We start from the raw sequence: 21,734 nt of genomic DNA, 5'->3' as shown, positions 1-21,734 counted from the left end.
TGGTCTGGCTAAGTCTGCGCCGTCCGCATCGCCTCGATGCGGATGTCCTCGGTCAACTGCGCTTTCAGCACCGAGAATTCCGGGCTGGTCTTCAGCGTGTAGTGGCGCGGATGCGGCAGGTCGACCGCCACGTCCGACTTGATGCGGCCGGGCCGGGCGCTCATCACGATCACCCGCGACGCCATGAAGATCGCCTCCTCGATGTCGTGGGTGACGAACAGCACCGTCTTCTTGCGGCGCTCCCAGATGCCGAGCAGCAATTCCTGCATCAGCCCGCGCGTCTGGTTGTCCAGCGCGCCGAACGGCTCGTCGAGCAGCAGGATCGCGGGGTCGTTGGCGAGAGCGCGCGCGATTGCCGTGCGCTGCTGCATGCCGCCCGACAGCTGTTTCGGCCAATGGTTCTCAAACCCCTTCAGGCCGACGAGATCGACATAGGAAGCGACGATCTCTTTGCGCTCGCGCTCGGGCCTGCCTTGCTCGCGCAGGCCGAAGCCGATGTTTTCGGCGACCGTCAGCCAGGGAAACAAGGTGTAGGACTGGAACACCATGCCGCGATCCGGTCCCGGCCTGGTGACCGCCTTGCCGTCGAGCAGCACCTTACCCGTGCTTGGCGCCTCCAGCCCGGCGACGATCCTGAGCAGGGTAGACTTGCCGCAACCGGACGGCCCCAGGATGGTGATGAAATCATTGGCCGCGACCGCGAGATCGACCGGCTGCAGCGCCCGCACCGGCTCCCCGCCCCTGACCCCGGCAAAGGTCCGCGACACGCCCTCGATCAGAAGCTTGCTCACGCCAGGCTCCATGGATAGAGCCAGCGGTTGAGCGCCTTGAAGGCGAAATCGGACAGAAGCCCGATCAGCCCGATGACGATGATGCCGAAGATGATCTGCCCCGTCGCCAGCCGCGACTGGCTGTTGATGATCATGTAGCCGATGCCCGACGAGGAGCCGATCAGCTCGGCGACGATCACATAGGTCCAAGCCCAGCCGAGCACCAGCCGCAGCGTCTCGGCAATCTCCGGCGCGTTGGCGGGCACGACGACGCGCTTGACGACGCCGTTGTCGTTCGCCCCCAGCGTATAGGCGGCCTCGACCAGGTCGCGGCGCGTGGCGCCGACCTTGACCGCGATGATCAAAATGATCTGGAACACCGAGCCGACGAAGATCACCAGGAGCTTCTCCAGCTCGCCGATGCCGGCCCACAGGATGAGCAGCGGGATGAAGGCGGATGCCGGCAGGTAGCGCGCGAACGACACGAACGGCTCGAGGAAGGCTTCGACCGGCTTCCAGGCGCCCATGGCGATGCCGATCGGCACCGCGACGACCGAAGCCAGCACGAAACCGCCGAAGACACGCCAGATGGTGATCAGGATATCCAGCCAGAAGCCATCCTCGGTGAGCAGCCGCCAGCCATCCTTCAGCATCGACAGCGGATCGGCGAGGAAGATCCGGTTCACATGGCCGCCGAGCGTGATCCACGCCCAGAAGGCCACGAACAGCACGAAGAAGGCGATGCCGAGCACGGTTCGCGTGCCCGGCTGAACGGGGTGCAAGGGACGCAACATCAGGCCCTGTCCTTGAGGAGAAAAACCGATGGCGGCCTGGCGCCGCCACCGATTGGAGGACGCGCAATCAGTTGGCGACCGCGCTGGTGTCGGCAAGCGTCGTCACATCAGGCACTTCCTTGATCAACCCCATCTGCAGCAGGAGTTCGGCCGCGGTCTTGGAAAAGTCCTGGAAATCCTTGGTGAAGAACTGCTTGTTCTCCGCCTTGTCGGCCCATTTCAGGTATTTGGCCGAATCCTCGAACTCCTTGGCGGACTGCTTCACGTCGGCGCCCATGATCTCGTAGGATTTCTGCGGGTCCTTCTTGATCAGGTCGAGCGCGTCGAAATAGCTGTCGGCGAGCGCCTTGGCGGCATCGGGATTGGCCTTGAGGAAATCCGGCGTGCAGCCGACCGTATCCAGCACCATCGGATAGTCGAGCGTGGTGGCCAGGATGTGGCCCTGGTCGGTCTTGTCGCGGACTGCCGAAATGAACGGCTCGTAAGTGACGGCGGCATCGTTCTGGCCGGCGAGGAAGGCTTGCGCCGCCGCGTCCGGCTCCAGGTTCACGACCGTGACGTCCTTGGTCGACATGCCGTTCTTGTTCAGCACCCAGGCGAGCAGGAAATAGGGCGAGGTTCCAGGCGCGGACGAGGCGACATTCTTACCCTTGAGGTCGGCGACGGTCTTGATGTCGTTGCGCACGACGATGCCGTCGGCGCCGTAGGATTTGTCGAGCTGGAAGATCTGCTTGGTGGTGACGCCGCTGGCGTTCCACACCATCCAGGTCTCGACCGTGGTCGCCGCGCATTGCAAATCACCGCTGGCGATCGCCAGCGGGCGGCTCGCCTGCGGCACTTTCTTGAGCGTGACGTCCAGCCCGTGCTTTTCGAAAAGCCCGGCCTGCTTGGCCAAAGTCAACGGCGCGAAGCCTGTCCAGCCGCTGATGCCGATGGTGAGCGACGTGGCGGCCATCGCCGGCACGCTGAGCACGGCGGCCGCCGTCAGCGCCGCCGCGAAAATGGTGGTCCTGTTCATTGTGGTTCCCCTTTTTTGTGGTGAGCGCAAATTGTCTCACAGACGCCAAAAGGCTTGTCAATGAAGCAGACGCCGCTCTCGACGATGGTCCAATCCGACGCTTCCCGATCCGTCAGGGCATGCCCCGGCCGCGGTTGCGCCACATCTTCTCGCCAGCCAGGCAGTCGGCGGCAGGTTTGTCGTCGGCGAGCACGACCGGCGGATGCGCGGCCTCTTCCGCCGCCCATTGCGGCGAAGCGGGGCCGGCAAGCTCAAGCACCAGCTTACGGCGGATCGCTTCGGGGAACTGCGTCCAGTCATTGACCGGGATCATGAAGGCGCCCGGTCCGCCAATGACGCAGTCGCTGTAATAACGGTCGAGATTTTCCACATCGAAGGCGCCGCTGAAACCGCCGCGCGTCATCAGCGGCAGGCCGTTGATGGTGATGCCTTGCCTGACCACCTCGTCGCGCGTGAGGTCGACCGGCGCGCCCTGGTTGTTGGGTCCGTCGCCCGAAACGTCGATGACGCGCTTCGTGCCTTGAAAGCCACTCTCGGCGAACAGGTCGCTGCCGAAGCTCAGCGCGCCGGAGATCGAGGTGCGCCGGGCGCTGTCCGGCGGCCGTGCATTGAGTTGCGCCACCACCCTCTCGGCGTCGGCGCGATTGGCGATCACCGTCCACGGCACGATGACGCGCTGCCAGGTCGTGCCCGCCCATTCGACATAGGTGACGGCGATCTTGCCATAGGCGCCGTCGGCGATGGCCTTCAGCACATTGTCATGCGTCAGCGCCGCCGCATAACCGTGGCGCTGGATCTCCAGCTCGGCCGGCGACATGGAAAGCGAAACGTCGACCGCCAGCACCAGTTCGACATCGACCGGCTCGGCGGGAGAAGCTGGCGGCGCCAGCCAAAGCGCCAGCGCCAGCGCGGCACTGCCTGAAAGGATATGCCTTGCACGGGCATAAGCAGACATGGAGGAAGGTTAGGCGAAAATCGCCGCGCGCAAAAGCCGGGAATTCCGGGGCGCCGGGTTCCGACCGCGCGGGACCTTCCTAGAAATAGCGCGCGAGATTCGAACGGATGCGTTCCAGCACTGTATCGCCGGAAAGGTCGGGCACGAATTTCACGCCGGTGATCGCCTCATAGGCCTGGATATAGACCGCCGAGGCCTGGTTGACGATTTCGTCCGGAATTTTGGGAATCGGGTCCTTGTAGGGATCGCAGCGCGCCGACACCCACGAGCGGACAAAATCCTTGTCGAAGCTCTGCGGCCGCCCGCCGCTTTCGACCGCCTCGTCGTAGCTCGCCGCGATCCAGTAGCGGCTGCTGTCGGGCGTGTGGATTTCGTCCGCAAGCACGATGGTGCCGTCCGGCGCTGTGCCGAATTCATATTTGGTGTCGGCCAGGATCAGGCCGCGTTCGGCGGCGCGCTGCTGGCCGCGCGCGAACAACTGCAGCGCATAGCGCGATACGGTGTCCCACTGCGCCTGCGTGAGCAGCCGCTCTGCGATGATCTCGGCTTCCGACAGCGGCTCGTCATGGCCGCCATGGGCAGCCTTGCTGGTCGGCGTGATGATCGCTTGCGGCAGCTTTTCGTTGTCGCGCAGCCCATCCGGAAAACTGTGGCCGTAGAAGCTCCGCTCGCCCTTCCTGTACTTGGTCAGGATCGAGGTGCTGGTGGTTCCCGCGAGATAGCCGCGCACCACGATCTCGACCGGCAGCATGTCGAGCCGCGTGCCGACGACGACATTGGGGTCAGGATATTCCAGCACATGGTTGGGACAGATGTCGGCGGTTTCCTCGAACCAGTAGCGCGCCGTCTGGGTCAGCACCTCTCCCTTGAACGGGATCGAGGCCAGGATCGTGTCGAAAGCGCTCAGACGATCGGTGGCGATGATGATGCGGCGCCCGTCCGGCAGATCGTAATTTTCGCGCACCTTGCCATTGTAGCGGTTGGGCAGTTCGGGAATGAAGGCGTCGGACAGGATGCGCATGGACGTGTTGCTTTCACGGGCTTCTGATCGGGCCACATAAGCCGCTGGCCCCCTGTACATCAAGCCGGATGCTGCGGAACGGGCTTCTTGTTGCCGGCAGCGCGAAACGCCCGCCAGTTCGGCCCGAAGGACGGCGGAATCCACACCAGGATACCGGCTGTGGCCGCAGCCACAATGACCGCGAAACGCAGTATGGAAAGCACGACGCCGCAGAAGCCGACGATCCGCGTGGCGGTATCAGTGCCGAAGCGCGGCACAAGCAGATGCCTGGCGATCGCTCCGCCATCGAGTGGATAGGCCGGAAGAAGGTTGAGAATGGCCAAAACCGCATTCACCAGGGCGCCAAGCCAAAGCGTCCACTCAAGAAGCGTGCCCGGTCTCGGCAGCGGCGAACTGAAAAGACCGTCCGGATCGACCGGCAACAAGGGCCGGGCAAAAAGGTAATAGGCAGTTGCGAAACCCGCCGCCAGGACGATGTTCACCAGCGGCCCGGCGAAGGAGATCCACGCCCAGCCATAATGCGAAGCCACGCCGGGCTTGAACCAGGCAATTCCGCCGAAGAGGTAGAGGTCTATCCGTTGGGTGCCGATGCCTTGTCGCCGCGCTGCCCAGACATGGGCAAGCTCATGCAGAAACACCGACAGGAACAAAAGCGCGGCAAAGACGAGGGTATGGGTTAGAGCGGCCTGTGGACGCCTCGACCACTCATGCAGGAACGGCAAGGCGGCGGGAATGGCAAAGGTCCAGCTGACGCGAACGGCAACGTTCCCCTTCATCGTGAAGACGAATGCGTCGTTCTTCCTGTCCCAGCCGAACCACTGCAAGCTGACCACTCCGCCCAGCGCAACGCTATGCGAGAATCCTGCCGCGCAAAAGCAAAAAGCCCGACCGAGGTCGGGCTTTGCGTTCATCGCCTAGCTCTCAGCTTCTCGGCTTGAGGTTCTCCGGGTCATAGAGCGGCTTGTAGCCGACGCCGGCCACCTCGACCGGATAGGTTTCGCCAAAATACTCGACCTGCAGCTTGCGGCCTTCCTGGGCGAAGGCCCAGGGCAGATAGGCGAGCGCGATGTTCTTGCCGATCGTCGGACCATAGGCGACGGAGGTGGTGAAGGAGCGGCGGCCAAGCTCGTCGACCAGCGTCTCGCCGGTCGCGGGGTCCTGCACCGGCATGGTGCCGACCGGATAGCGCGCGACGCCCTTGGAATCGGTGTTCTCGGTCATCACCAGCGTGCACAGCATCGCCGGCTGGTGCTCGCGGGCGCGATATTCCAGATGCTTGGCCTTGCCGCAGAAGTCGTTCTCCTTGACCTTCGGGCGGGCAAGGTCGGCCTCGAGCAGATTGTACTCGGTGAGCAGGTCGGCGTTCTGCAGCCGCAGGCTCTTTTCCATGCGGCGCGTGTTGGCGTAGGTCTCGACGCCGAAAGGCATGACGCCGGTCGAGCGCAGCGCATCCCAGACGGCCAGCCCGTCCTCGTAACGCATATGCAGTTCCCAGCCCTGCTCGCCGACATAGGAGATGCGGAAGGCGGTGACGTCCTTGCCGCCGATGCGGATCGGCTTGATCGCCGCGAACGCGAAATTCTCCGGGGTCAGGCCGTTCGGGTCCTCGACCACCTTCTGCAAGGTCGTGCGGGCGTTCGGCCCCCAGATGCCGATGGTGACGTATTTCTCGGTCACGTCGGTGACGGTGGCATCGAACCCTTTGTCCTGCGCGGTGCGCTGCATGTAGCGGAAGTCGCGCGGGCCAGCGTCGGCGCCGTCGATCACGCGGCAGCGGTCGGCCATGCGGATGACGGTGAAGTCGGCGCGCACCATGCCTTCCTCGTCGAGGAAGTGGGTGTAGATGCCCTTGCCGATATTGTTGTCGCCGCCGATCTTGGCCGCGCACAGCCATTCGAGCAGCGCGACATGGTCGGGGCCTTCGACGTCATACATCGAGAAGTGCGAGAGGTTGACGATGCCGCAATCCTCGCTCATCGCCAGATGCTCGGCATTGGAGACGCGCCAGAAATGGCGGTTGTCCCATTCGTTCTCGCGCACCGGCACGCGGTTGCCGTACTTCTCCAGCAGGTGCTCATTGGCGGCGTAGCCGTGCGCGCGCTCCCAGCCGCTCAGCTCCATGAAATAGCCGCCGAGCTCCTTCTCGCGCTCCCAGAACGGCGAGCGGCGGATGTTGCGGCCCTTGGAGAAGGGCTCGCGCGGATGCACCGCCGGATTGTAGACCTTCATCGCCGTCTCGGTGCAGCGATCCCAGATAAACTGTTCCTGCGTCTGATGCGGGTAGAAGCGCGAATAGTCGATCGCATGATGGTCGACCTCGGTCCTGCCATCGGTCATCCAGTCGGCGATCAGCTTGCCCATGCCCGGGCCGTCCTTGACCCAGATGGCGACCGCGTACCACAAGCCCCTCACCTTCTGGCTTTCGCCCATGGACGGGCCGCCATCGGTGGTCACCTGTAAGAGACCATTGAAGGAATGGCCTTCATTGTAGCCAAGCTCGCCCAGGATCGGCGTCAGCTCCATGGCGCGCTCCAGCGGCGCCATGATCTGCTCCATGTCGAGATCGCGCTGCGACGGCGACAGCCGCGCCTGGTCCTTTTCGAGAAGATCGCGCGGGTGGCAGAGACGCGGATTGGTCTCCTCGTAATAGCCCCATTCGATCTGGCCGCCCTCCGCGGTCTTGGGATCGCCGGTGTCGCGCATATAGGCCGAGTTGCCCTGGTCGCGCAGCAGCGGCCAGCCGATCTCCTTGCCGGTGCCGGCGAACTCGTTGTAGGGGCCGAAGAAGGTGAGCGGATGGTCGATCGGCATGACCGGCAAATCCTCGCCGACCAGAGCCGCGGTCAGACGGCCCCAGATGCCGGTGCAGACCACGACATAATCGGCCTCGATCGTGCCGCGCTCGGTCACCACGCCCTTGATACGGCCGTTCTCGACGATCAACTCCTTGGCCGAAGTGTTGGCGAAAGCCTGAAGCTTGCCGGAAGCCACCCCTTGGTCGACCAGCTTGCCGGCCACCGTCTGCGAGCGCGGGATGACGAGACCGGCATCCGGATCCCAAAGGCCGCCCTGCACCAGATGCTCCTCGATCAGCGGGAATTTTTCCTTGATCTCGGCCGGCTCGATCAGCCGCGCGCGGGTGCCGAAGGATTTGGCCGAGGCGATCTTGCGCTTGATCTCGTCCATGCGGGCGTCGTCGCCGACGCGCGCCACTTCGAGACCGCCGACGCGCGCGTAATGACCCATCTTCTCGTAGAAATCGATCGAGTAGAGCGTGGTCCAGCACGACAGGAAATCATGGCTGGTCGTGTAGCAAAAGTCCGAGGCGTGCGCCGTCGAGCCGATATCAGTCGGGATGCCCGACTTGTCGATGCCGACGATGTCGTCCCAGCCGCGCTCGATCAGGTGATGCGCGACCGACGCGCCGACGATGCCGCCCAGGCCGACGATGACGACCTTCGCCTTTTTCGGAAACTCTGCCATTGCCCGCGACTCCAAGGGGATAGACGGGCGCGTTTGCGCGCCCTTCGAATGGCGCACAATATGCAGAGGACGCGGATTGAGCTACCGCCTGTTTGCGACACGCCGCAAGTGCGGCGCGACGGCTCGTGCAGGGGTGTTTCTTTTCAGGCGAAGGCCCAGATGTCCTCGGCCTGGAAGCCGACCTGGTAGCCCGCGGTCTTGAGCTTGACCACGACCTGGCCGATCTCGGCGGCCGGCAGTGCGCCGACCTCGATCTTGATCATGCCGGGGCGGTAGCGCTCGAGGTCGAGCTGGTCGAACACCATCCAGTCGGCGCCCTCGCAGTCGACCAGGAAAGCGTCGATATGGCGGATGCCGTTGCGGTCGAGCAGCGTCTGCAAGGTCTCCGACGGCACCTCGATGTCCTTCAGATGCGGCGCAAACTTGTTGAAGTTGGCGTCGGCCTCGCCCCAGGCGTTCTTGCCCGACATCAGGTTGGTGTCGGTGACCGACGAGCAGCCGATAAACTCGATCGGCAGCGTGCCGGCTTCGAGCGCCGCGGCATCGAAGGTGTGGACCGTGATCGTGCCCTTGGTCCTGGTCACCGCCACCGGCTCGATGACGAAGCGGCCGGTATCCGGGTAATTGGCGCGAAGCCGCTTCTGATTGTAGGGGATCGGCTCGACCAGCATGGCGCGCGCCCCGGGAATCCGGTGCAGCCAGGGCGTCACGTCGTCGAACAGCGCGCCGTCGCAGGCCCCGACATTGACCATCTGGAACGGTTGGCCACTGCCGCCGAAACGTGCCTTGAGCGCCGCCTTGGCCAGGAACTTCGTACCGCGCAAGGAGGGGCCGCGATCGAGCAGGCCGGCCGGAAGACCGAGCGACAGAAGAACACGCGCGAGGCTGGACAGCGAGCTCATGACTTGTCTCCGGGAATGACCTGCAGCGCAGCGCGCCGGCCGCCCTGGCTTGCCGATGCCCACAGCGCCATCAGCGGCGCGGTAAGCAGCAGGAAGGGCGGCAAAAGGTTGGGGAAATAGATGCGGGTGTCGTGGATGGGGAAAACGGTGAACTTCGCCAGCACGCCGAGTACCAGCGCCGCCAGCAGGACACCGGCGCGGCGGTCGAGCCGGAAGCCGGCGCGGTTCAAGCCGAACCAGCCGGCCAACGCCAGGACCGAGACGCCGACCCAGCTGTTGGTGCTGATGGCGCGCACCACCGACGCGGCGAAAGCCTTGAGATAGGCGGTCACCGAAAATGGCGGCTCGAACCCGTCCATATTGTAATGCTGCTCGATGCTGGAGAACCAAAGATGTGGCCACCAGCCGGGATGCTGGGCCCAGTGCGATATGGCGAAATAGGCGATGAAGGACGCCGCGAAACCAGCCAGCGCCCCCCATGCCCGCTCGCGGAAAGCGATGAGCAGCACCGCGAAAATGGCGAGGAAGACGATGTTGTCCGGCCGCGCCATGAAGGCCAGGAACAGCAGGATCGCCGTCGCCGCCTCGCGCTTGCGCATATAGGCAAAGGCCCCGCCGAGGAACAGCGCCGAGCATAACAGGTCCGGCGTCGAGGCGCGCGCCGCGTCGCCGAAATCGGCCATGATCAGGATCGCGCCGACGACCGGCGCCAGCGCCAGCGCGCCTTGTGCGCGCAGCCAGGCGAGCGTGATGGCGCCGAACAGAAGCACCGAGAACACCTGCACCAGCCGCATCGCCTCGACCGGCGAGACGGCATGGCTGAGGCTGGACAGGACCTCCGCATAGAGGAACTTGATCCGGTACATGCCGAGCAGCGAATGGAAGTCGGCGGCGTTGTCGCTCATGTGGCTGCGGAAGCCGCCGCCATCGTCGGTCAATGTCTTGTAGTCGCCGGCCGACACGCCGGCCTTGACCGTGCTGTAGGCATAGTCATGCAGCGCCTGCGGATCGGGATAGGCGCCCTCCTCGGCGATCGCCAGATAGGGCAGCATGTCCCAGTTGGCGTCGGGCATGAACCAGGCGGTCGCGGCGGTCAGCAGGATATACAGCGAAAAGGTGATCGCCCCGATCGATGCGGCCCATTTCGCGTAAGCCCCCTCGCCCCACGCCAGGCCGGCGCCGGTCAGCCGTTCCAGCGGATTGGTCGGAGCGGACGGCCTGGTCAGCATGCTCGGCGGCCTCTACTTGCCGACCTGGCTTTTCACGAAATCCTTCACGATTCCCACGATGCCGCGCGACAACAGGCTGTCGAAGGCATCGACGAAGCGGTCGACATGCTCGGGCTGGCACATCAGCGGCGGCTCGAGCCGGATGACGTTGCGGTTGTACTCGGTGAAGGCGACGAGCACGTCGTAGTCGCGCAACAAGAGCGAGCCGACGAAGCCCGACAGCGAGCCCTTCAGCTTGTCGTCGAGCACGCTCACCACCGGGCGCAGCACCATGGGCAGGGTCTGCGAGAAATCGTGGAACTCGAGCCCGATCATAAAACCCTTGCCGCGCACGTCCTTGATGATCTTCGGATATTTTTCCTTGAGCGCCCGCAGCCGCTGCAAAAGGTACTCGCCGGTCGAGGCGGCGTTGTCGATCAGCCCCTCGTCATAAAGCACGTTGATGCCCTCGATCGCGGTGACGCAGGCCTCGCCCATGCCGCCGAACGTCGCCATGGCGTGAATCATCGCCGTCTTCGGCGTGCCATAGGCCTTCATGTAGACCTCGCGCCTGGCGATCATGGCGCCGACGGCCGCCTTGCCGGCGCCGAGCGACTTGGCCAGCGCCGTCACGTCCGGCACCACGCCATAATGCTCGAAGGCATAGAACCGGCCCGAGCGGCCATAGCCGCACTGCACCTCGTCGGCGACCCACAGCACGCCATGCCGGTCGCACAGCGCGCGCAGCTTCTGCCAATATTCCGTCGGCGCCTGGATGATGCCGCCGCCGCCCTGGATGGTTTCGAGCACGATGACGCCGATCTCGGGATCGCTCTTGAACAGCCGCTCGACGGCGTCGATGTCGGCGAAGGGAACGCGCACGACATTGTCGGCCACCTTGAAGTCGGCGCGGTAGAGCTGGCCGTCGGTGATCGCCAGCACCCCCTTGGTCTTGCCGTGGAAGGAATTCTCGGCATAGACGATTTTCGACCGCTTCGGGCCTGCAGCGCGCTCGGCGAGCTTCACCGCCGCTTCCATGGCCTCCGAGCCGGACGAGCCGAGGAACACCATGTCGAGGTCGCCGGGCGAGCATTTGGCGATGTTGTGCGCAAGCGCTGCCGCATACTGCGACATGAAGGCAATCGCGATCTCCTGGCGCTTCTCCTCCTGGAATTTCCTGCGGGCTTCCAGGATGCGCGGATGGTTGTGGCCGAAGGCCAGCGAACCGAAGCCGCCGAAGAAATCGAGGATCTTGCGGCCGTTCTGGTCGATGTAGAACATGCCCTCGGCGCGCTCGATCTTCACCTTGTGGAAGCCGAGCAGCTTCATGAAATGCAGCTGTCCGGGGTTGAGATGCGCCTTGAACAGGTCGGTGATGCGGGCGACGTCCATCGCCTTGGCCTGCTCGACGCTGATCAGGTCGGGCTTGGCGATCGAGGTTGGCGAGAGCGCCGGCGCGTCGACCAGCGTGCGCGCGCCCGTGTGTTCCGGCTTGGCCATGACGGTCATCTGAAATCTCCCCTTCGCGCTCTATTCGGCAGGCACGTGTCTGGTGGCGACGGCGTGGCCGTCCTTCTTGGCGCGGTATTCGCTGTAGGCCGCGATCAGCATGTCCTCGTCGCGATATTGCGGCACCCAGCCAAGCTGGCGCTCGGCCTTGGACACGTCGAGCACGCATTCCTCGTCGGCGATCAGATACTGTTCCGGATCCATGATCGGCATGTTGAGCAAATCGAGCAGGTCGAGCGTGCGCTTGACCGCCCAGCCCGGCGTCGACAGCAGGATCGACCTCGAGCCGGCATGGCGGATCAGGTCGCCGAGCAGTTTCTTGACCGGTGGCGGATTGAGGGAGCCGAGATTATAGGCCTCGTTCGGCACGCCGGCTTTCCAGGCCGCGCGGGCGGCCTCCGCGCAGTCGAACACCGAGATGAACTGATAAGGGTTCCGGCCCGAGCCGATCATCGGCACCGGAAGATTCCAGTCGATCAGCTTGAACAGCTTTTCCAGGATGCCGAGGCGTCCGGGGCCGATGATCAGGCGCGGCCTGAACAGCGAGATCGACATGCCGCGCTTGCGCCATTCGGCGGCAAGTTCCTCGGTCTTCAGCTTCGACAGCCCGTATTCGCCGAGCGGCGAGACCGGATGATCCTCGGTCATCGGCAGCACCATCGTGTGGCCGTAGATCATGTCGGTCGTATAGTGGACCAGTTTCGCGGCGCCGGCCCTGTCCATCGCCTGTATGATGTTCTCGGTGCCGTGGAAATTCACCGGGAAGAAGAAATCATGCCGCTTGGCGCGCACCTGGATCGGCGACAGCATCTTGGCCGACAAATTGTAGACCATGTCGTCGGCCTTGAGCCCGGCCGCCGCGACCGAGGCCGGATCGGTGACGTCGCAAGTGACGAAACGCATGGAGCGGTAATGCGGCAGGTCGCTCTTGACGATGTCGGCGACGACGACGGTCTCGCCGTCCGCGACAAGCTTGGGGGCAAGGTGACGGCCGACGAAGCCGTCGCCGCCGAAAATCACATGTCTCATCGAACGATCTCGCTTGTGCCGATCTTGTCGGGGGTGATGGATGCGGTCTGGTCCTCGTGCCCGCGGCCGCCCATCTCCCGGCCACTCTGCGCGATCAGGATCGTGCCGACGCAGATGCAGGCGATGCCGGCGATGCGCCAACCATTGAGGTCCTCGCGGAAGACGAAATAAGCAAAGATCGCCACTGCGACATAGGCGAGGCTGAGGAACGGATAGGCGAAGCTGAGCTCGACCTTGGACAGCACGTAAAGATGCGACGCCATCGAGATGACGAAGGTGCAGAGACCCAGGAACACCCAGGGGCTGAACACGATCTGCAAGAGCTTGACGAGCGGATTGACGCCTTCGAAGGAGAGCGGCCCCATCGACATCATGCCCTGCTTCAGCATCAGCTGCGCCGCGGCATTGGTCATCACCGTGAAGAGAATGAAGATTATGTATTTCATTGTTGCCACCCCGCCCCTTGGGCGGTCCTATTACAAACCTGCAAATATTTCGTGAAGCCCAGACGGTATTTTGAGTGAACCATGGCGTAACGCTTCGTTTACCGTGATTTATTCGATTTTTATCTATTCCGCGGCTTCCGAGAACCTCTCCTTACATCCAGTTTTTTCGCCGTCCGCATCCAGAAGCTCGACAGGAAGGCTGGGTCGCGGAGCGCCTCCATCTGCTGCCATTGCGGGAACGACGCGGCAAAGATCTCAGGCCCCATCCGGGCGTCCTTGTAGGGGTTCACCGCCCCGCCCGCTTCGACCGCTATGCGGTCGAGTTCGGTGAGCAGCCGCAACGTCCTTTCGCCCCGGTTGGGGAAATCGAGCGTCAGCGTGTAGCCAGGCCGCGGGAACGACAGCAGCGCCGGCGAGCGGACATCGCCGAAGCGCTTGAGCACTGTGAGGAACGAGCCCTCGCCCGCCCGCCGTGCTGCCTCGAGCAGCACCGGCACGATGCGACGCGCATTGGCTTCCGGCGCCACGCTTTGGTGCTGGAAAAGCCCGCGCGGCCCGTAGAGCCGGTTCCAGTCGCGGATGCCGTCGAGCGGAAAGAAGAAACCCTGATAGCTCGCCTGGCGCGGAGTCGCGGACTTGCCCTTTTTCCAGCGATAGGCCGCATTGAAGGCGGTGAGGAAAGGCCGATTGAGGACATTGAAGGGCGGCAGCACCGGCACGGAAAGCCGGCTGCCGGCGCGCGCGGCGGCGTGCGAGCCGTGCTCGGCATGGTTGCCGGTGAACAAAAGCCCGCGCCCGCGCTCATGGCCGCCGGCAAGCTGATCGATCCAGGCGACGGCATATTCATTGGCCTGGTCGGCAGCCTCGGCAAGATCGAAGAATTCGCCGAGATCGCGAAACCGTGTCGCCTTTTCCATTATGTCGAGCGAGGGCACCCGCATCAGCTTGATCGATGCCGAAAGGATCAGTCCGGTCAGCCCCATGCCGCCGATCGTTGCCGCGAACAGGCGGACATTGTCGGTCTGCGAGCAGCGATAGGTTCGGCCGTCGGACCGAAGCAGCGTCAAGGCTTCGACATGGCAGCCGAAGGTGCCGCGCCGATGGTGGTTCTTGCCGTGGACGTCATTGGCGATCGCGCCGCCCAGCGTCACGAACTGCGTGCCTGGAACCACGGCCGGAAAGAAGCCGTGGGGTGCGGCGTGGGCGATGATGTCGCAAAGCAGCGTACCGGCATCCGCTTCGAGCACGCCGGTCTCGGCGTTGAAGGAACGGACACGGTTGAGCGGCCGCATGTCGACCACCATGCCGGCATCGTTCTGGCAACTGTCGCCATAGGAGCGGCCATTGCCGTAACCGAGCAGCGATCCGGCTTTCGCCTCGCCGCGCTTCAGCAAGGCGATCGCCTCGTCCGCCGGGATCGCCTTGCGCGCCGGCGGGGTCGCCAGCCCGAAGCTGCCGAAGCGCTCGTGCCCCATCACCATCCTCCGGCGACGAGGAAGACCGCGCCGATGGCGACGACGATCTGGCTGCGCCAGTCGCGGATGATGAAGACGACCGGATCGTCATGCATCTCGTCGCGACGGGCGAGGATCCAGACGCGCATCGTGAGGTAGAGCACGATCGGCGCCAGCGGCCATATCAGCCAGGGATGCGGATAGAGCTCGCGCACCGCCGGGCTGTCCATATAGAGCGCCAGGACCAGCGCCGAGGAGAAGGCGGAGGCCATACCGGCCTGGGCGACGATTTCCTGGTCCTCGGTGCGATAGCCGCGGCCGGCGATGCGCTCGCCCGGAGGAATGGCCGTGGTGCGCAGTTCGACGAAGCGCTTCACCAGCGCCAGCGACAGGAAAAAGAAGATCGAGAAGGCGAGCAGCCAGAAGGAGACGTCGACGCCGGTGGCCGCCGCACCCGCCAGCACGCGGATCGTGTAGAGGCCCGCAAGCGTCAGCACGTCGACCAGAAGCATGCGCTTGAACGACAGCGAATAGGCGGTGGTGACGGCCATATAGCCCAAAAGCACGCCCAGGAATTCGATCGGCAGGAACAGGCTGGCGGCGATGCCGATCGCGAGCAGCGCGACGATCGCGCCGAGGCCGAACGGAATGGACAACGCACCGCTGGCGAACGGCCGGTTGCGCTTTGTCGGATGCTTGCGGTCGAGCGCTAGGTCGAAGAAGTCGTTGAGGATATAGATGGCGGACGCCACGGCGCTGAAGGAGACGAATGCCAACAGGCACTGCCAGATCATGTTCGGGTTGAAATATTCGTGCGACAGCACCATCGGCACGGCGATCAGCACGTTCTTCAGCCACTGATGCATGCGCAGCATCTTGACGTAGGTCCTCAGCGTCGGCTTCGGCGCGGGCATGGCCTCGGCTTGATGCGCCGCCTGCCAGCGCCGGGCGCTGCGGTCAGGCGCCACCACGAGCGCGTTGCGCGCGGCGTCGAACACTTTGAGATCGTGCCGGCTGTTCCCGGCGTAGTCGAAGCCCGCATCGCCATAGGCAGCGACAAGTGCCGCGCATTTCTTGGCCGAGGTCATGTTGTGCGGGCCGTCGGTCGCCAGCACGCGATCGAAGATGCCGAGATGCGCCGCGATCGCCTCCGCGAACTTGCGCGGCGTTCCTGTCGCCAGCACGATCTTGCGACCCTCCCGGTGCTCGGTGCGCAACCGGTCAACAAAGTCCTGGCGGTAAGGCAGCGAGGCCGGGTCCATGTCGACGCGGCCGGCGATTTCCTGCTTCAGCCGAGCCGGCCCGCCGGTCAGCCAGAGAGCCAGGAGAAAGAGATAGAGCGGGTTTTTCTTGAGCAGGATGAACAGGCCTTCCCACAGAAGGTCCGTTGCAATCAGCGTGCCGTCGAGATCGACCGCAAGCGGAATTGCGTTCCTGTCCGACCTCGCGTCCATTGTCCTGCCCCGATCGAGCGCAGGATCCCGAAATTCCGATTAACGGAAAGATCACGCGCCAACTCAACCCACGCCGATGCCGGCGTCCTCGGGTCGGATATAGCCGGTCATGACGCAGCGAACGTTAAAACGCTCGGTTGTAACGCGTGGTCTTACCGGTTTTTCGGCGTCATCGTTAAGCGTCGGCTACCGGAAACGATAAAAGGCCGGACATCGGTCCGGCCTTTGCCAATCTTGCGGTGAAGTTTACTTGATGCGGGCCGCGCCGCCCGAAATTTCGACCGTTTCCGAGCCGGTCAGGGCTTCGAGGTCACCATTGGGCAGGGTGACGAAGCAGCCGTTCGAGCAGAACTCCACCGTCTCGCCGGCGGCAAGCGTCAGCTCGCTCTTGGCACCACCTTCGGTCACGACCAGGGTCCGCGTCTGAGCGTCCCTGTTGATCGCGCTGGCGGCGAAAGCCGAACCGCCCAAGGCCAGCAAAGCGATGGCGGCAACGACAGACTTCCACATTGCAATTCCGGTGTTTCACACACCGCCTCTGTTCAAATTTGCAAGGCATTCTCGCCCTTTGCATCGAAGCTTATATGAGATGTTACCTGAACCGCAACTGAATGCCGCATTCATGCCACAATCGGTTTCGGCGGACGTATTTAGTAGAAGCGGCTCGCTGGCGATGGGCCGCGCGGCTTCAAAATCAGGTCTGCTAAGAGAGCAGGGACTCGTTTGCGGGCGTTGTTATATTCTTGAAGACGCTCAAGCCCCACGCCAACTCGGCAAAATGATCAGCAGCACTTTGAAAAACCGGCTCCGCAAACGTAACGGTTATAACCGAGCCGTCGGTGGAAACAGAGGAGTTTGGGAACATCTTTTCAGCGATAGATCGCGTAATTAATGTCGCGTTTTCTCGCTCCTTAGAGCCGTATCGTTTGTCAAAATGAAGTGAAATTGATCCAAATCGAAAATCAGATATATTTGAATCCAATCTCTTCGATCCAAAATTTTCAATTTTTGACATTTTTTGACTTAAATTGTCTAACTGCTGCTGGATGAGAATATATTCCGGCGTAGAAGTTTCCGGTATTTGCACAACACCCCGCGCTCTAATAACCGGGTTGTCTGCCTTATAGGCAGAATCGATCACAGCAGAAATCGATGCAGTGAGATTTGAACGGGCTACCTTAAGGTCTACTGGATCTGCGTAATCGAAAGGTATCGCCCGGTACAATTTAACGTCAAATGGGATTGCAGTTCCTTTCTTAAACATATGAATAATAGGCAATTCCTTCATGTGACGAATACCCATCTCGTAAAACGCATTGGGATTCAGCTCAGACATATCTGCTATCACAAGGTCATCATCTAGAAGGTGTCCAATTATCTGAGCGTCTATCATGCCAGGCTGATCGATTTTATCCGACCTAAAAACTGTAAACTGATCTCTGAAATTATGATCAAGGACGTGCTCGATGATCTCGTGTAAAAGCCAATCGGCGTGTCGTCTGGTAGCGCTTCCATCCTCTCCAATTGGGCAAACAACGAAACAGGATTTCTTCTTAGAAACGCCCTTGTCAGATTTGTCGCCAGTCATTTTCCGCCCCCGCTGATGTGCCAAGGTCGCCCGCATTTTTGGAAAAAGCAAGCAGCTGAACGAGACGCGAAAGAATGGAGCAATGCAGAAGCATCGCTTTGCTTCGTCAATTCGAATCCGAGTGCGCGACCCGTTAGGGGCTTATCGGAAGTCTCTCAGCCCGGGTCTGGCTTGCGGCCCTTCCGTTTCATCTTGGCCAGCCGCTCCCGCTCCGCCGCAGCCTCCGCTTCCAGCTTCTGGCGCTCGGCGAATTCGGCCTCGATCTTGTCGTCGTCGATCGGCCAGGCTTCGTGCTTCTTGCTCTCGACCACGGCGCGCGGCGTCGAGGGAATCTCGACCTGCTCCTCCTCGAAGACATCGAAGATGGCGAAGCGGATGTCGTTCTGCACGACGCTGCCGTTCATGACGTCGGCGACGAACACGCGGATTTCGAATTCGAGCGCGGCCGCCCCGAAATTGGCGAAGAGAACGAACGGCTCGGGGTTTTTCAGCACCATCGGATGGGCGCGCGCAATGTCCATCAGGATGGCATGGACTCGCTTGACGTCGCTGCCATAAGCGACGCCGACCTTGATGTCGATGCGCCCGAGCTTGTTGCGATGCGTCCAGTTGCCGACCGCATTGTTGATGAGGTTCGAGTTGGGCAGGATCACCGCCTGGCGCTGGAAGGTCTCTATCTCCGTGGCGCGCACGCTGATCTTCCTCACCGTGCCGCTGACGTCGCCCGCGACGATCCAGTCGCCGACCTTGAACGGCCGCTCGGCAAGCAGGATAAGACCCGAAACGAAGTTCGAGACGACGTTCTGCAGGCCGAAGCCGATACCCAGCGAAAGCGCGCCGGCAACCAGCGCCAGGTTCGAAAGATCGATGCCCGCGGCCGAGATGCCGACCAGGCCGGCAAGCGCGACGCCCGCATAACCGACGCCGAGGCGAATGGAGTTGCGTACCCCGGTATCGACTTTGCCGCGCGCCATCACCGAGCCATCGAGCCAGCCCTGGAACCAGCGGGTCAGGAAATAGCCGATGACGAAGACGACGATACCGGTGAGGATGCCGAGGAAGGAGATCGTCACCGAGCCGATCTGGACACCGGTGGCGAGCTTATAGGCCCAGGCCTGGATGTCGCCGGGCTGGAAGCCCCACATCAAAAGGATCAGCGGCAGGAAGATCAGCACGATCATCAGGTTGATGGCGATGCTGACCACCAGGCCGAGCTGGTCGAGGGCGGTGTCCTCGTAGCTGGAATTTTCCGAGAGCCATCGCCCGACCGAAGTGTCGGCGAAGCCGCCCTCCTCCCCGATCGCGCGGGCCGACAGGAAGCCGATATAGGCCGTCACCAGCACGGTGCCGGTCACCACGACCTGGAACGAGACGAAAAGCGCCAGGCCGATATAGCCGAGCAGCGCCGCCGCGATGGTGAACAGGCCAAGCCCGATGGCAAGGAAGCGAAGCCATGCCGGCCAGGGGCGCCATGAGCCGTCAGCCGCCCTGAACGGCCGCAGCAGCCCCATCAGGATCAGGATGACGCCGACGATGATAGTGCCGACGAAACCCCTGGCGATCGTCAGCGAAAGCGGCGAACCCATTTTCTCGTTGACGACCGCGAGGAAGTAGTTGAGGCCGAGCACGATCGCCATGGCGGTCGTCAGCCCGACGAGCCAGCGCGCGGGGCCGGTCGCGACCGGGATCAGGCGCCAGTTGGGCAGGCGCGGTTCGAGCGCCGCGTTGGTCAGCCGGTTGACACAGAAAACCATGCCGATCACCGTCAGCAAGGCATTGAGGAACGTGCCGATATCGCCGCGCAGCACATTGTAATAATTGAAGAAGAACACAGCCGAGGCGAAGAAGACGCCAAGCGCCAGCGTCGGCAGCAGCGTCGACCAGAAAGCGACCGACAGGCGGCTGAGATAGGACGGCTCCTCGACGGTCGGGTCGGCCTCGAATATGCGGCCGAACAGGCGCCTGCCGCCGATCAACAGCACCGCCGCCAGCGCCAGCGCCATCAGCGTCGCCGCGAGGATCGCCTGGAACTTGAACCTGACGGCGAAGCTCAGCCAGGACGATACCGACTTGTAGAGGCCCGAGAACTGGTCATGCGCGTCGGAAAAGGCCTGCGGGCTCAGCGCTTCGGTGAGGTCATAATGCTTGGTGATGACGCTGCGGAAAAGCTCGCTGCGCATGACGGCGATCTTGTCGACCAGCCCGTTGACGCGGATAGACAGGTTTTGCGCGCTGGCGACGACCGCGTTGATCTGAGCCTTTTCCGAGGCGAGCGCGCTGCGCTCGTTGCTGACGATCACCGGCTCGGGAGGCTGCCCCTGCGCCGGTGGCGCGCCGAGCACCCCGATGCGATTGTTAATGTCGGTGAGGCGCTGCCGGAACGCCAGCGCGCTGGTCAGCGCCGCTCGCGAAATATCCTCGAGCTGCAACCGGATGTCGACCAGCCCCGCATCGTCCTGGTCGGGGTCGCTCAGTTTCTTGTCCAGGCCGTCGGTCTTGGCCGTCAGGTCCTGGATGACCTTGGTCTGGTCGGCGATGAGCTGCGACGAGCCATGGCCGATCGCCTGCGCCGACGCCTCCAGCGCCGGCTGCCCGAAGGCAGCGACGATGACGACCAGGATCAGGCGCAGCAGGCGGAAGAACATGACTGTGTTGGCGACTCGCGGCCGAAAAATCCTCGAAATTTCCGCCCTTGATAAAGACCGGCCTATCGGGCGGCAAGCCGTCCCGATCGCATCGGCGAGAGTCGGCCTGTCGAAAAGCGATGGCGCAATCTTGGCTTTGCGCTTCCCGCCTGCTCTATAGTCTGCCGCCTCGCACAATAAGGACGATAAGAAGAATGGCGGAATATTCAGCCTTTTCGCTGCTCAAGAACGCGCTGACCGGCAACAAGGATTGGAAGCCCGCCTGGCGCAAGCCGGACCCCAAGGCTTCCTATGACGTGATTGTCATCGGCGGCGGCGGCCATGGCCTTTCGACCGCCTATTATCTCGCCAAGGAACACGGCATCACCAATGTCGCGGTGCTGGAAAAGGGCTGGCTCGGCTCCGGCAATGTCGGCCGCAACACCACGGCGGTGCGCTCCAATTATCTCTTGCCGCAGAACACCCGCTTCTACGAGCATTCGATGAAGCTGTGGGAGAACCTCTCGCACGACCTCAACTACAACGTCATGTTCTCGCAGCGCGGCTGCCTGAATCTCGCGCACACGCCCGCCCAGCTCGACGATTATGCCCGGCGCGGCAACGCCATGCGCCATCTCGGCGTCGACGCCGAACTGATGGGCGTCGACGCGATCAAGCGGCTCGTGCCGGCGCTTGACGTCTCAGGTTCGGCCCGTTTTCCCGTCCTTGGCGGGCTGATGCAGCCGCGCGCCGGCACCGCCCGCCATGACGCCGTGGCCTGGGGCTATGCGCGCGGCGCCGACCGGCGCGGCGTCGACATCATCGAGAATTGCGAGGTTACCGGCTTCCTGCGCGACGGTGGCCGCATCACGGGCGTTTCGACGACGCGCGGCGAAATCCGCGCCAAGAAGGTCGCGCTTGCGGTTGCCGGCAGCACCGGCCAGGTCATGCAGCTCGCCGGCATTTCACACATGCCGATCGAAAGCCATGTGCTGCAGGCCTTCGTCTCGGAATCGCTGAAGCCCATCGTCGACACCGTTCTCACCTTCGGCATGGGCCATTTCTACATTTCGCAATCCGACAAGGGCGGCCTCGTCTATGGCGGCGACCTCGACGGCTACAACAGCTACGCCCAGCGCGGCAGCCTGCCGATCGTCGACGAGGTGATGAGCGAGATGCTGGCGCTGTTCCCCGGCCTGGCCCGGGTGCGCATGCTGCGCTCCTGGGGCGGGCTCTGCGACATGACGATGGACGGGTCGCCGATCATCACCACCGGTCCGCTGCCGGGCATGTATCTCAATTGCGGCTGGTGCTACGGCGGCTTCAAGGCGACGCCCGCCTCGGGCTGGTGCTTTGCCTACACCATAGCCAAGGACGAGCCGCACGAGTTCAACGCGCCTTTCACGCTCGACCGTTTCTATCGTGGCTTGATCATCGACGACAAAGGCCAGGGCGCGAACCCGCGGCTGCACTAGGGTT

Annotated in this window: 18 protein-coding genes; 1 reads left to right on the top strand and 17 read right to left on the bottom strand. The window is 63.1% G+C overall.

The genetic code is table 11. From position 1 onward, the window contains the following. Positions 1 to 8: 8 nt before the first annotated feature. The 17 genes from RFM52_RS04360 to RFM52_RS04280 all read right to left on the bottom strand — a co-directional run bounded on the left by RFM52_RS04360 (position 9) and on the right by RFM52_RS04280 (position 20,276). Positions 9 to 791, bottom strand: a complete 783-nt coding sequence (locus RFM52_RS04360) for an ABC transporter ATP-binding protein (RefSeq protein WP_320295304.1) — start codon at positions 789 to 791, stop codon at positions 9 to 11. Beyond that, positions 788 to 1,564: an ABC transporter permease gene (locus RFM52_RS04355; protein WP_320295303.1), complete on the bottom strand. Its 777-nt coding sequence runs from the start codon at positions 1,562 to 1,564 to the stop codon at positions 788 to 790. The genes RFM52_RS04360 and RFM52_RS04355 overlap by 4 nt, the downstream gene beginning before the upstream one ends. A 67-nt stretch (positions 1,565 to 1,631) precedes the next feature. After that, a complete protein-coding gene (locus RFM52_RS04350) occupies positions 1,632 to 2,582 on the bottom strand; it encodes an ABC transporter substrate-binding protein (protein ID WP_320295302.1) in 951 nt (316 codons plus the stop codon). A 112-nt stretch (positions 2,583 to 2,694) separates the two neighbouring features. Further along, positions 2,695 to 3,537, bottom strand: coding sequence for a DUF1194 domain-containing protein (locus RFM52_RS04345; protein WP_320295301.1), 843 nt, complete (start codon positions 3,535 to 3,537; stop codon positions 2,695 to 2,697). Positions 3,538 to 3,616: 79 nt separating this feature from the next. Continuing rightward, positions 3,617 to 4,558: a phosphoribosylaminoimidazolesuccinocarboxamide synthase gene (locus tag RFM52_RS04340; RefSeq protein ID WP_320295300.1), complete on the bottom strand. Its 942-nt coding sequence runs from the start codon at positions 4,556 to 4,558 to the stop codon at positions 3,617 to 3,619. A 59-nt stretch (positions 4,559 to 4,617) separates the two neighbouring features. Next, on the bottom strand, positions 4,618 to 5,382 hold the full coding sequence (locus RFM52_RS04335; protein ID WP_320295299.1) for a site-2 protease family protein: 765 nt from the start codon (positions 5,380 to 5,382) through the stop codon (positions 4,618 to 4,620). 97 nt (positions 5,383 to 5,479) lie between these two features. Continuing rightward, complete coding sequence (locus RFM52_RS04330) at positions 5,480 to 8,041, bottom strand: GcvT family protein (protein ID WP_320295298.1); 2,562 nt, start codon at positions 8,039 to 8,041, stop codon at positions 5,480 to 5,482. A gap of 143 nt (positions 8,042 to 8,184) precedes the next feature. Continuing rightward, on the bottom strand, positions 8,185 to 8,943 hold the full coding sequence (locus RFM52_RS04325; RefSeq protein WP_320295297.1) for an FkbM family methyltransferase: 759 nt from the start codon (positions 8,941 to 8,943) through the stop codon (positions 8,185 to 8,187). Then, a complete protein-coding gene (locus RFM52_RS04320) occupies positions 8,940 to 10,172 on the bottom strand; it encodes a hypothetical protein (protein WP_320295296.1) in 1,233 nt (410 codons plus the stop codon). The genes RFM52_RS04325 and RFM52_RS04320 overlap by 4 nt, the downstream gene beginning before the upstream one ends. Positions 10,173 to 10,184: 12 nt before the next feature. Further along, positions 10,185 to 11,660, bottom strand: coding sequence for an aspartate aminotransferase family protein (locus RFM52_RS04315; RefSeq protein WP_320295295.1), 1,476 nt, complete (start codon positions 11,658 to 11,660; stop codon positions 10,185 to 10,187). Between the two features lie 21 nt (positions 11,661 to 11,681). Then, the gene (locus tag RFM52_RS04310) at positions 11,682 to 12,689 is read right to left on the bottom strand and encodes an NAD-dependent epimerase/dehydratase family protein (protein ID WP_320295294.1); all 1,008 of its coding nucleotides are present in this window, start codon (positions 12,687 to 12,689) and stop codon (positions 11,682 to 11,684) included. Beyond that, positions 12,686 to 13,135: an EamA family transporter gene (locus RFM52_RS04305; RefSeq protein ID WP_320295293.1), complete on the bottom strand. Its 450-nt coding sequence runs from the start codon at positions 13,133 to 13,135 to the stop codon at positions 12,686 to 12,688. The genes RFM52_RS04310 and RFM52_RS04305 overlap by 4 nt, the downstream gene beginning before the upstream one ends. 119 nt (positions 13,136 to 13,254) lie before the next feature. Then, positions 13,255 to 14,610, bottom strand: a complete 1,356-nt coding sequence (locus tag RFM52_RS04300; RefSeq protein ID WP_320295292.1) for an FAD-binding oxidoreductase — start codon at positions 14,608 to 14,610, stop codon at positions 13,255 to 13,257. Continuing rightward, on the bottom strand, positions 14,610 to 16,043 hold the full coding sequence (locus RFM52_RS04295) for a UbiA family prenyltransferase (RefSeq protein ID WP_320295291.1): 1,434 nt from the start codon (positions 16,041 to 16,043) through the stop codon (positions 14,610 to 14,612). Before RFM52_RS04295 ends, RFM52_RS04300 begins: the two co-directional genes overlap by 1 nt. A gap of 246 nt (positions 16,044 to 16,289) precedes the next feature. Further along, a complete protein-coding gene (locus RFM52_RS04290; protein ID WP_027167119.1) occupies positions 16,290 to 16,553 on the bottom strand; it encodes a hypothetical protein in 264 nt (87 codons plus the stop codon). A gap of 193 nt (positions 16,554 to 16,746) precedes the next feature. Next, positions 16,747 to 17,631, bottom strand: a complete 885-nt coding sequence (locus RFM52_RS04285) for a hypothetical protein (protein WP_320295290.1) — start codon at positions 17,629 to 17,631, stop codon at positions 16,747 to 16,749. 155 nt (positions 17,632 to 17,786) lie between these two features. Continuing rightward, on the bottom strand, positions 17,787 to 20,276 hold the full coding sequence (locus RFM52_RS04280; RefSeq protein ID WP_320295289.1) for a mechanosensitive ion channel family protein: 2,490 nt from the start codon (positions 20,274 to 20,276) through the stop codon (positions 17,787 to 17,789). Between the two features lie 194 nt (positions 20,277 to 20,470). Here RFM52_RS04280 and RFM52_RS04275 point away from each other — a divergent pair, with 194 nt between their 5' ends. Then, on the top strand, positions 20,471 to 21,730 hold the full coding sequence (locus RFM52_RS04275; RefSeq protein ID WP_320295288.1) for a sarcosine oxidase subunit beta: 1,260 nt from the start codon (positions 20,471 to 20,473) through the stop codon (positions 21,728 to 21,730). Positions 21,731 to 21,734: the final 4 nt, after the last annotated feature.

Origin of the sequence: Mesorhizobium humile, from assembly GCF_033977215.1 — a bacterium.
GTDB classification, from domain to species: Bacteria; Pseudomonadota; Alphaproteobacteria; order Rhizobiales; family Rhizobiaceae; genus Mesorhizobium; species Mesorhizobium humile.
The sequence above is the reverse complement of the archived record's forward strand: the minus strand, read 5'-3'. Positions and strand labels throughout refer to the sequence as shown.

What these genes read in the sequence shown, in the direction of transcription:
- RFM52_RS04355 (WP_320295303.1), bottom strand. Translation starts at nt 1,564, where the DNA reads ATGTTGCGTCCCTTGCACCCCGTTCAGCCGGGCACGCGAACCGTGCTC.
- RFM52_RS04350 (WP_320295302.1), bottom strand. Translation starts at nt 2,582, where the DNA reads ATGAACAGGACCACCATTTTCGCGGCGGCGCTGACGGCGGCCGCCGTG.
- RFM52_RS04345 (WP_320295301.1), bottom strand. Translation starts at nt 3,537, where the DNA reads ATGTCTGCTTATGCCCGTGCAAGGCATATCCTTTCAGGCAGTGCCGCG.
- RFM52_RS04340 (WP_320295300.1), bottom strand. Translation starts at nt 4,558, where the DNA reads ATGCGCATCCTGTCCGACGCCTTCATTCCCGAACTGCCCAACCGCTAC.
- RFM52_RS04330 (WP_320295298.1), bottom strand. Translation starts at nt 8,041, where the DNA reads ATGGCAGAGTTTCCGAAAAAGGCGAAGGTCGTCATCGTCGGCCTGGGC.
- RFM52_RS04325 (WP_320295297.1), bottom strand. Translation starts at nt 8,943, where the DNA reads ATGAGCTCGCTGTCCAGCCTCGCGCGTGTTCTTCTGTCGCTCGGTCTT.
- RFM52_RS04320 (WP_320295296.1), bottom strand. Translation starts at nt 10,172, where the DNA reads ATGCTGACCAGGCCGTCCGCTCCGACCAATCCGCTGGAACGGCTGACC.
- RFM52_RS04315 (WP_320295295.1), bottom strand. Translation starts at nt 11,660, where the DNA reads ATGACCGTCATGGCCAAGCCGGAACACACGGGCGCGCGCACGCTGGTC.
- RFM52_RS04310 (WP_320295294.1), bottom strand. Translation starts at nt 12,689, where the DNA reads ATGAGACATGTGATTTTCGGCGGCGACGGCTTCGTCGGCCGTCACCTT.
- RFM52_RS04305 (WP_320295293.1), bottom strand. Translation starts at nt 13,135, where the DNA reads ATGAAATACATAATCTTCATTCTCTTCACGGTGATGACCAATGCCGCG.
- RFM52_RS04300 (WP_320295292.1), bottom strand. Translation starts at nt 14,610, where the DNA reads ATGGGGCACGAGCGCTTCGGCAGCTTCGGGCTGGCGACCCCGCCGGCG.
- RFM52_RS04295 (WP_320295291.1), bottom strand. Translation starts at nt 16,043, where the DNA reads ATGGACGCGAGGTCGGACAGGAACGCAATTCCGCTTGCGGTCGATCTC.
- RFM52_RS04290 (WP_027167119.1), bottom strand. Translation starts at nt 16,553, where the DNA reads ATGTGGAAGTCTGTCGTTGCCGCCATCGCTTTGCTGGCCTTGGGCGGT.
- RFM52_RS04285 (WP_320295290.1), bottom strand. Translation starts at nt 17,631, where the DNA reads ATGACTGGCGACAAATCTGACAAGGGCGTTTCTAAGAAGAAATCCTGT.
- RFM52_RS04280 (WP_320295289.1), bottom strand. Translation starts at nt 20,276, where the DNA reads ATGTTCTTCCGCCTGCTGCGCCTGATCCTGGTCGTCATCGTCGCTGCC.
- RFM52_RS04275 (WP_320295288.1), top strand. Translation starts at nt 20,471, where the DNA reads ATGGCGGAATATTCAGCCTTTTCGCTGCTCAAGAACGCGCTGACCGGC.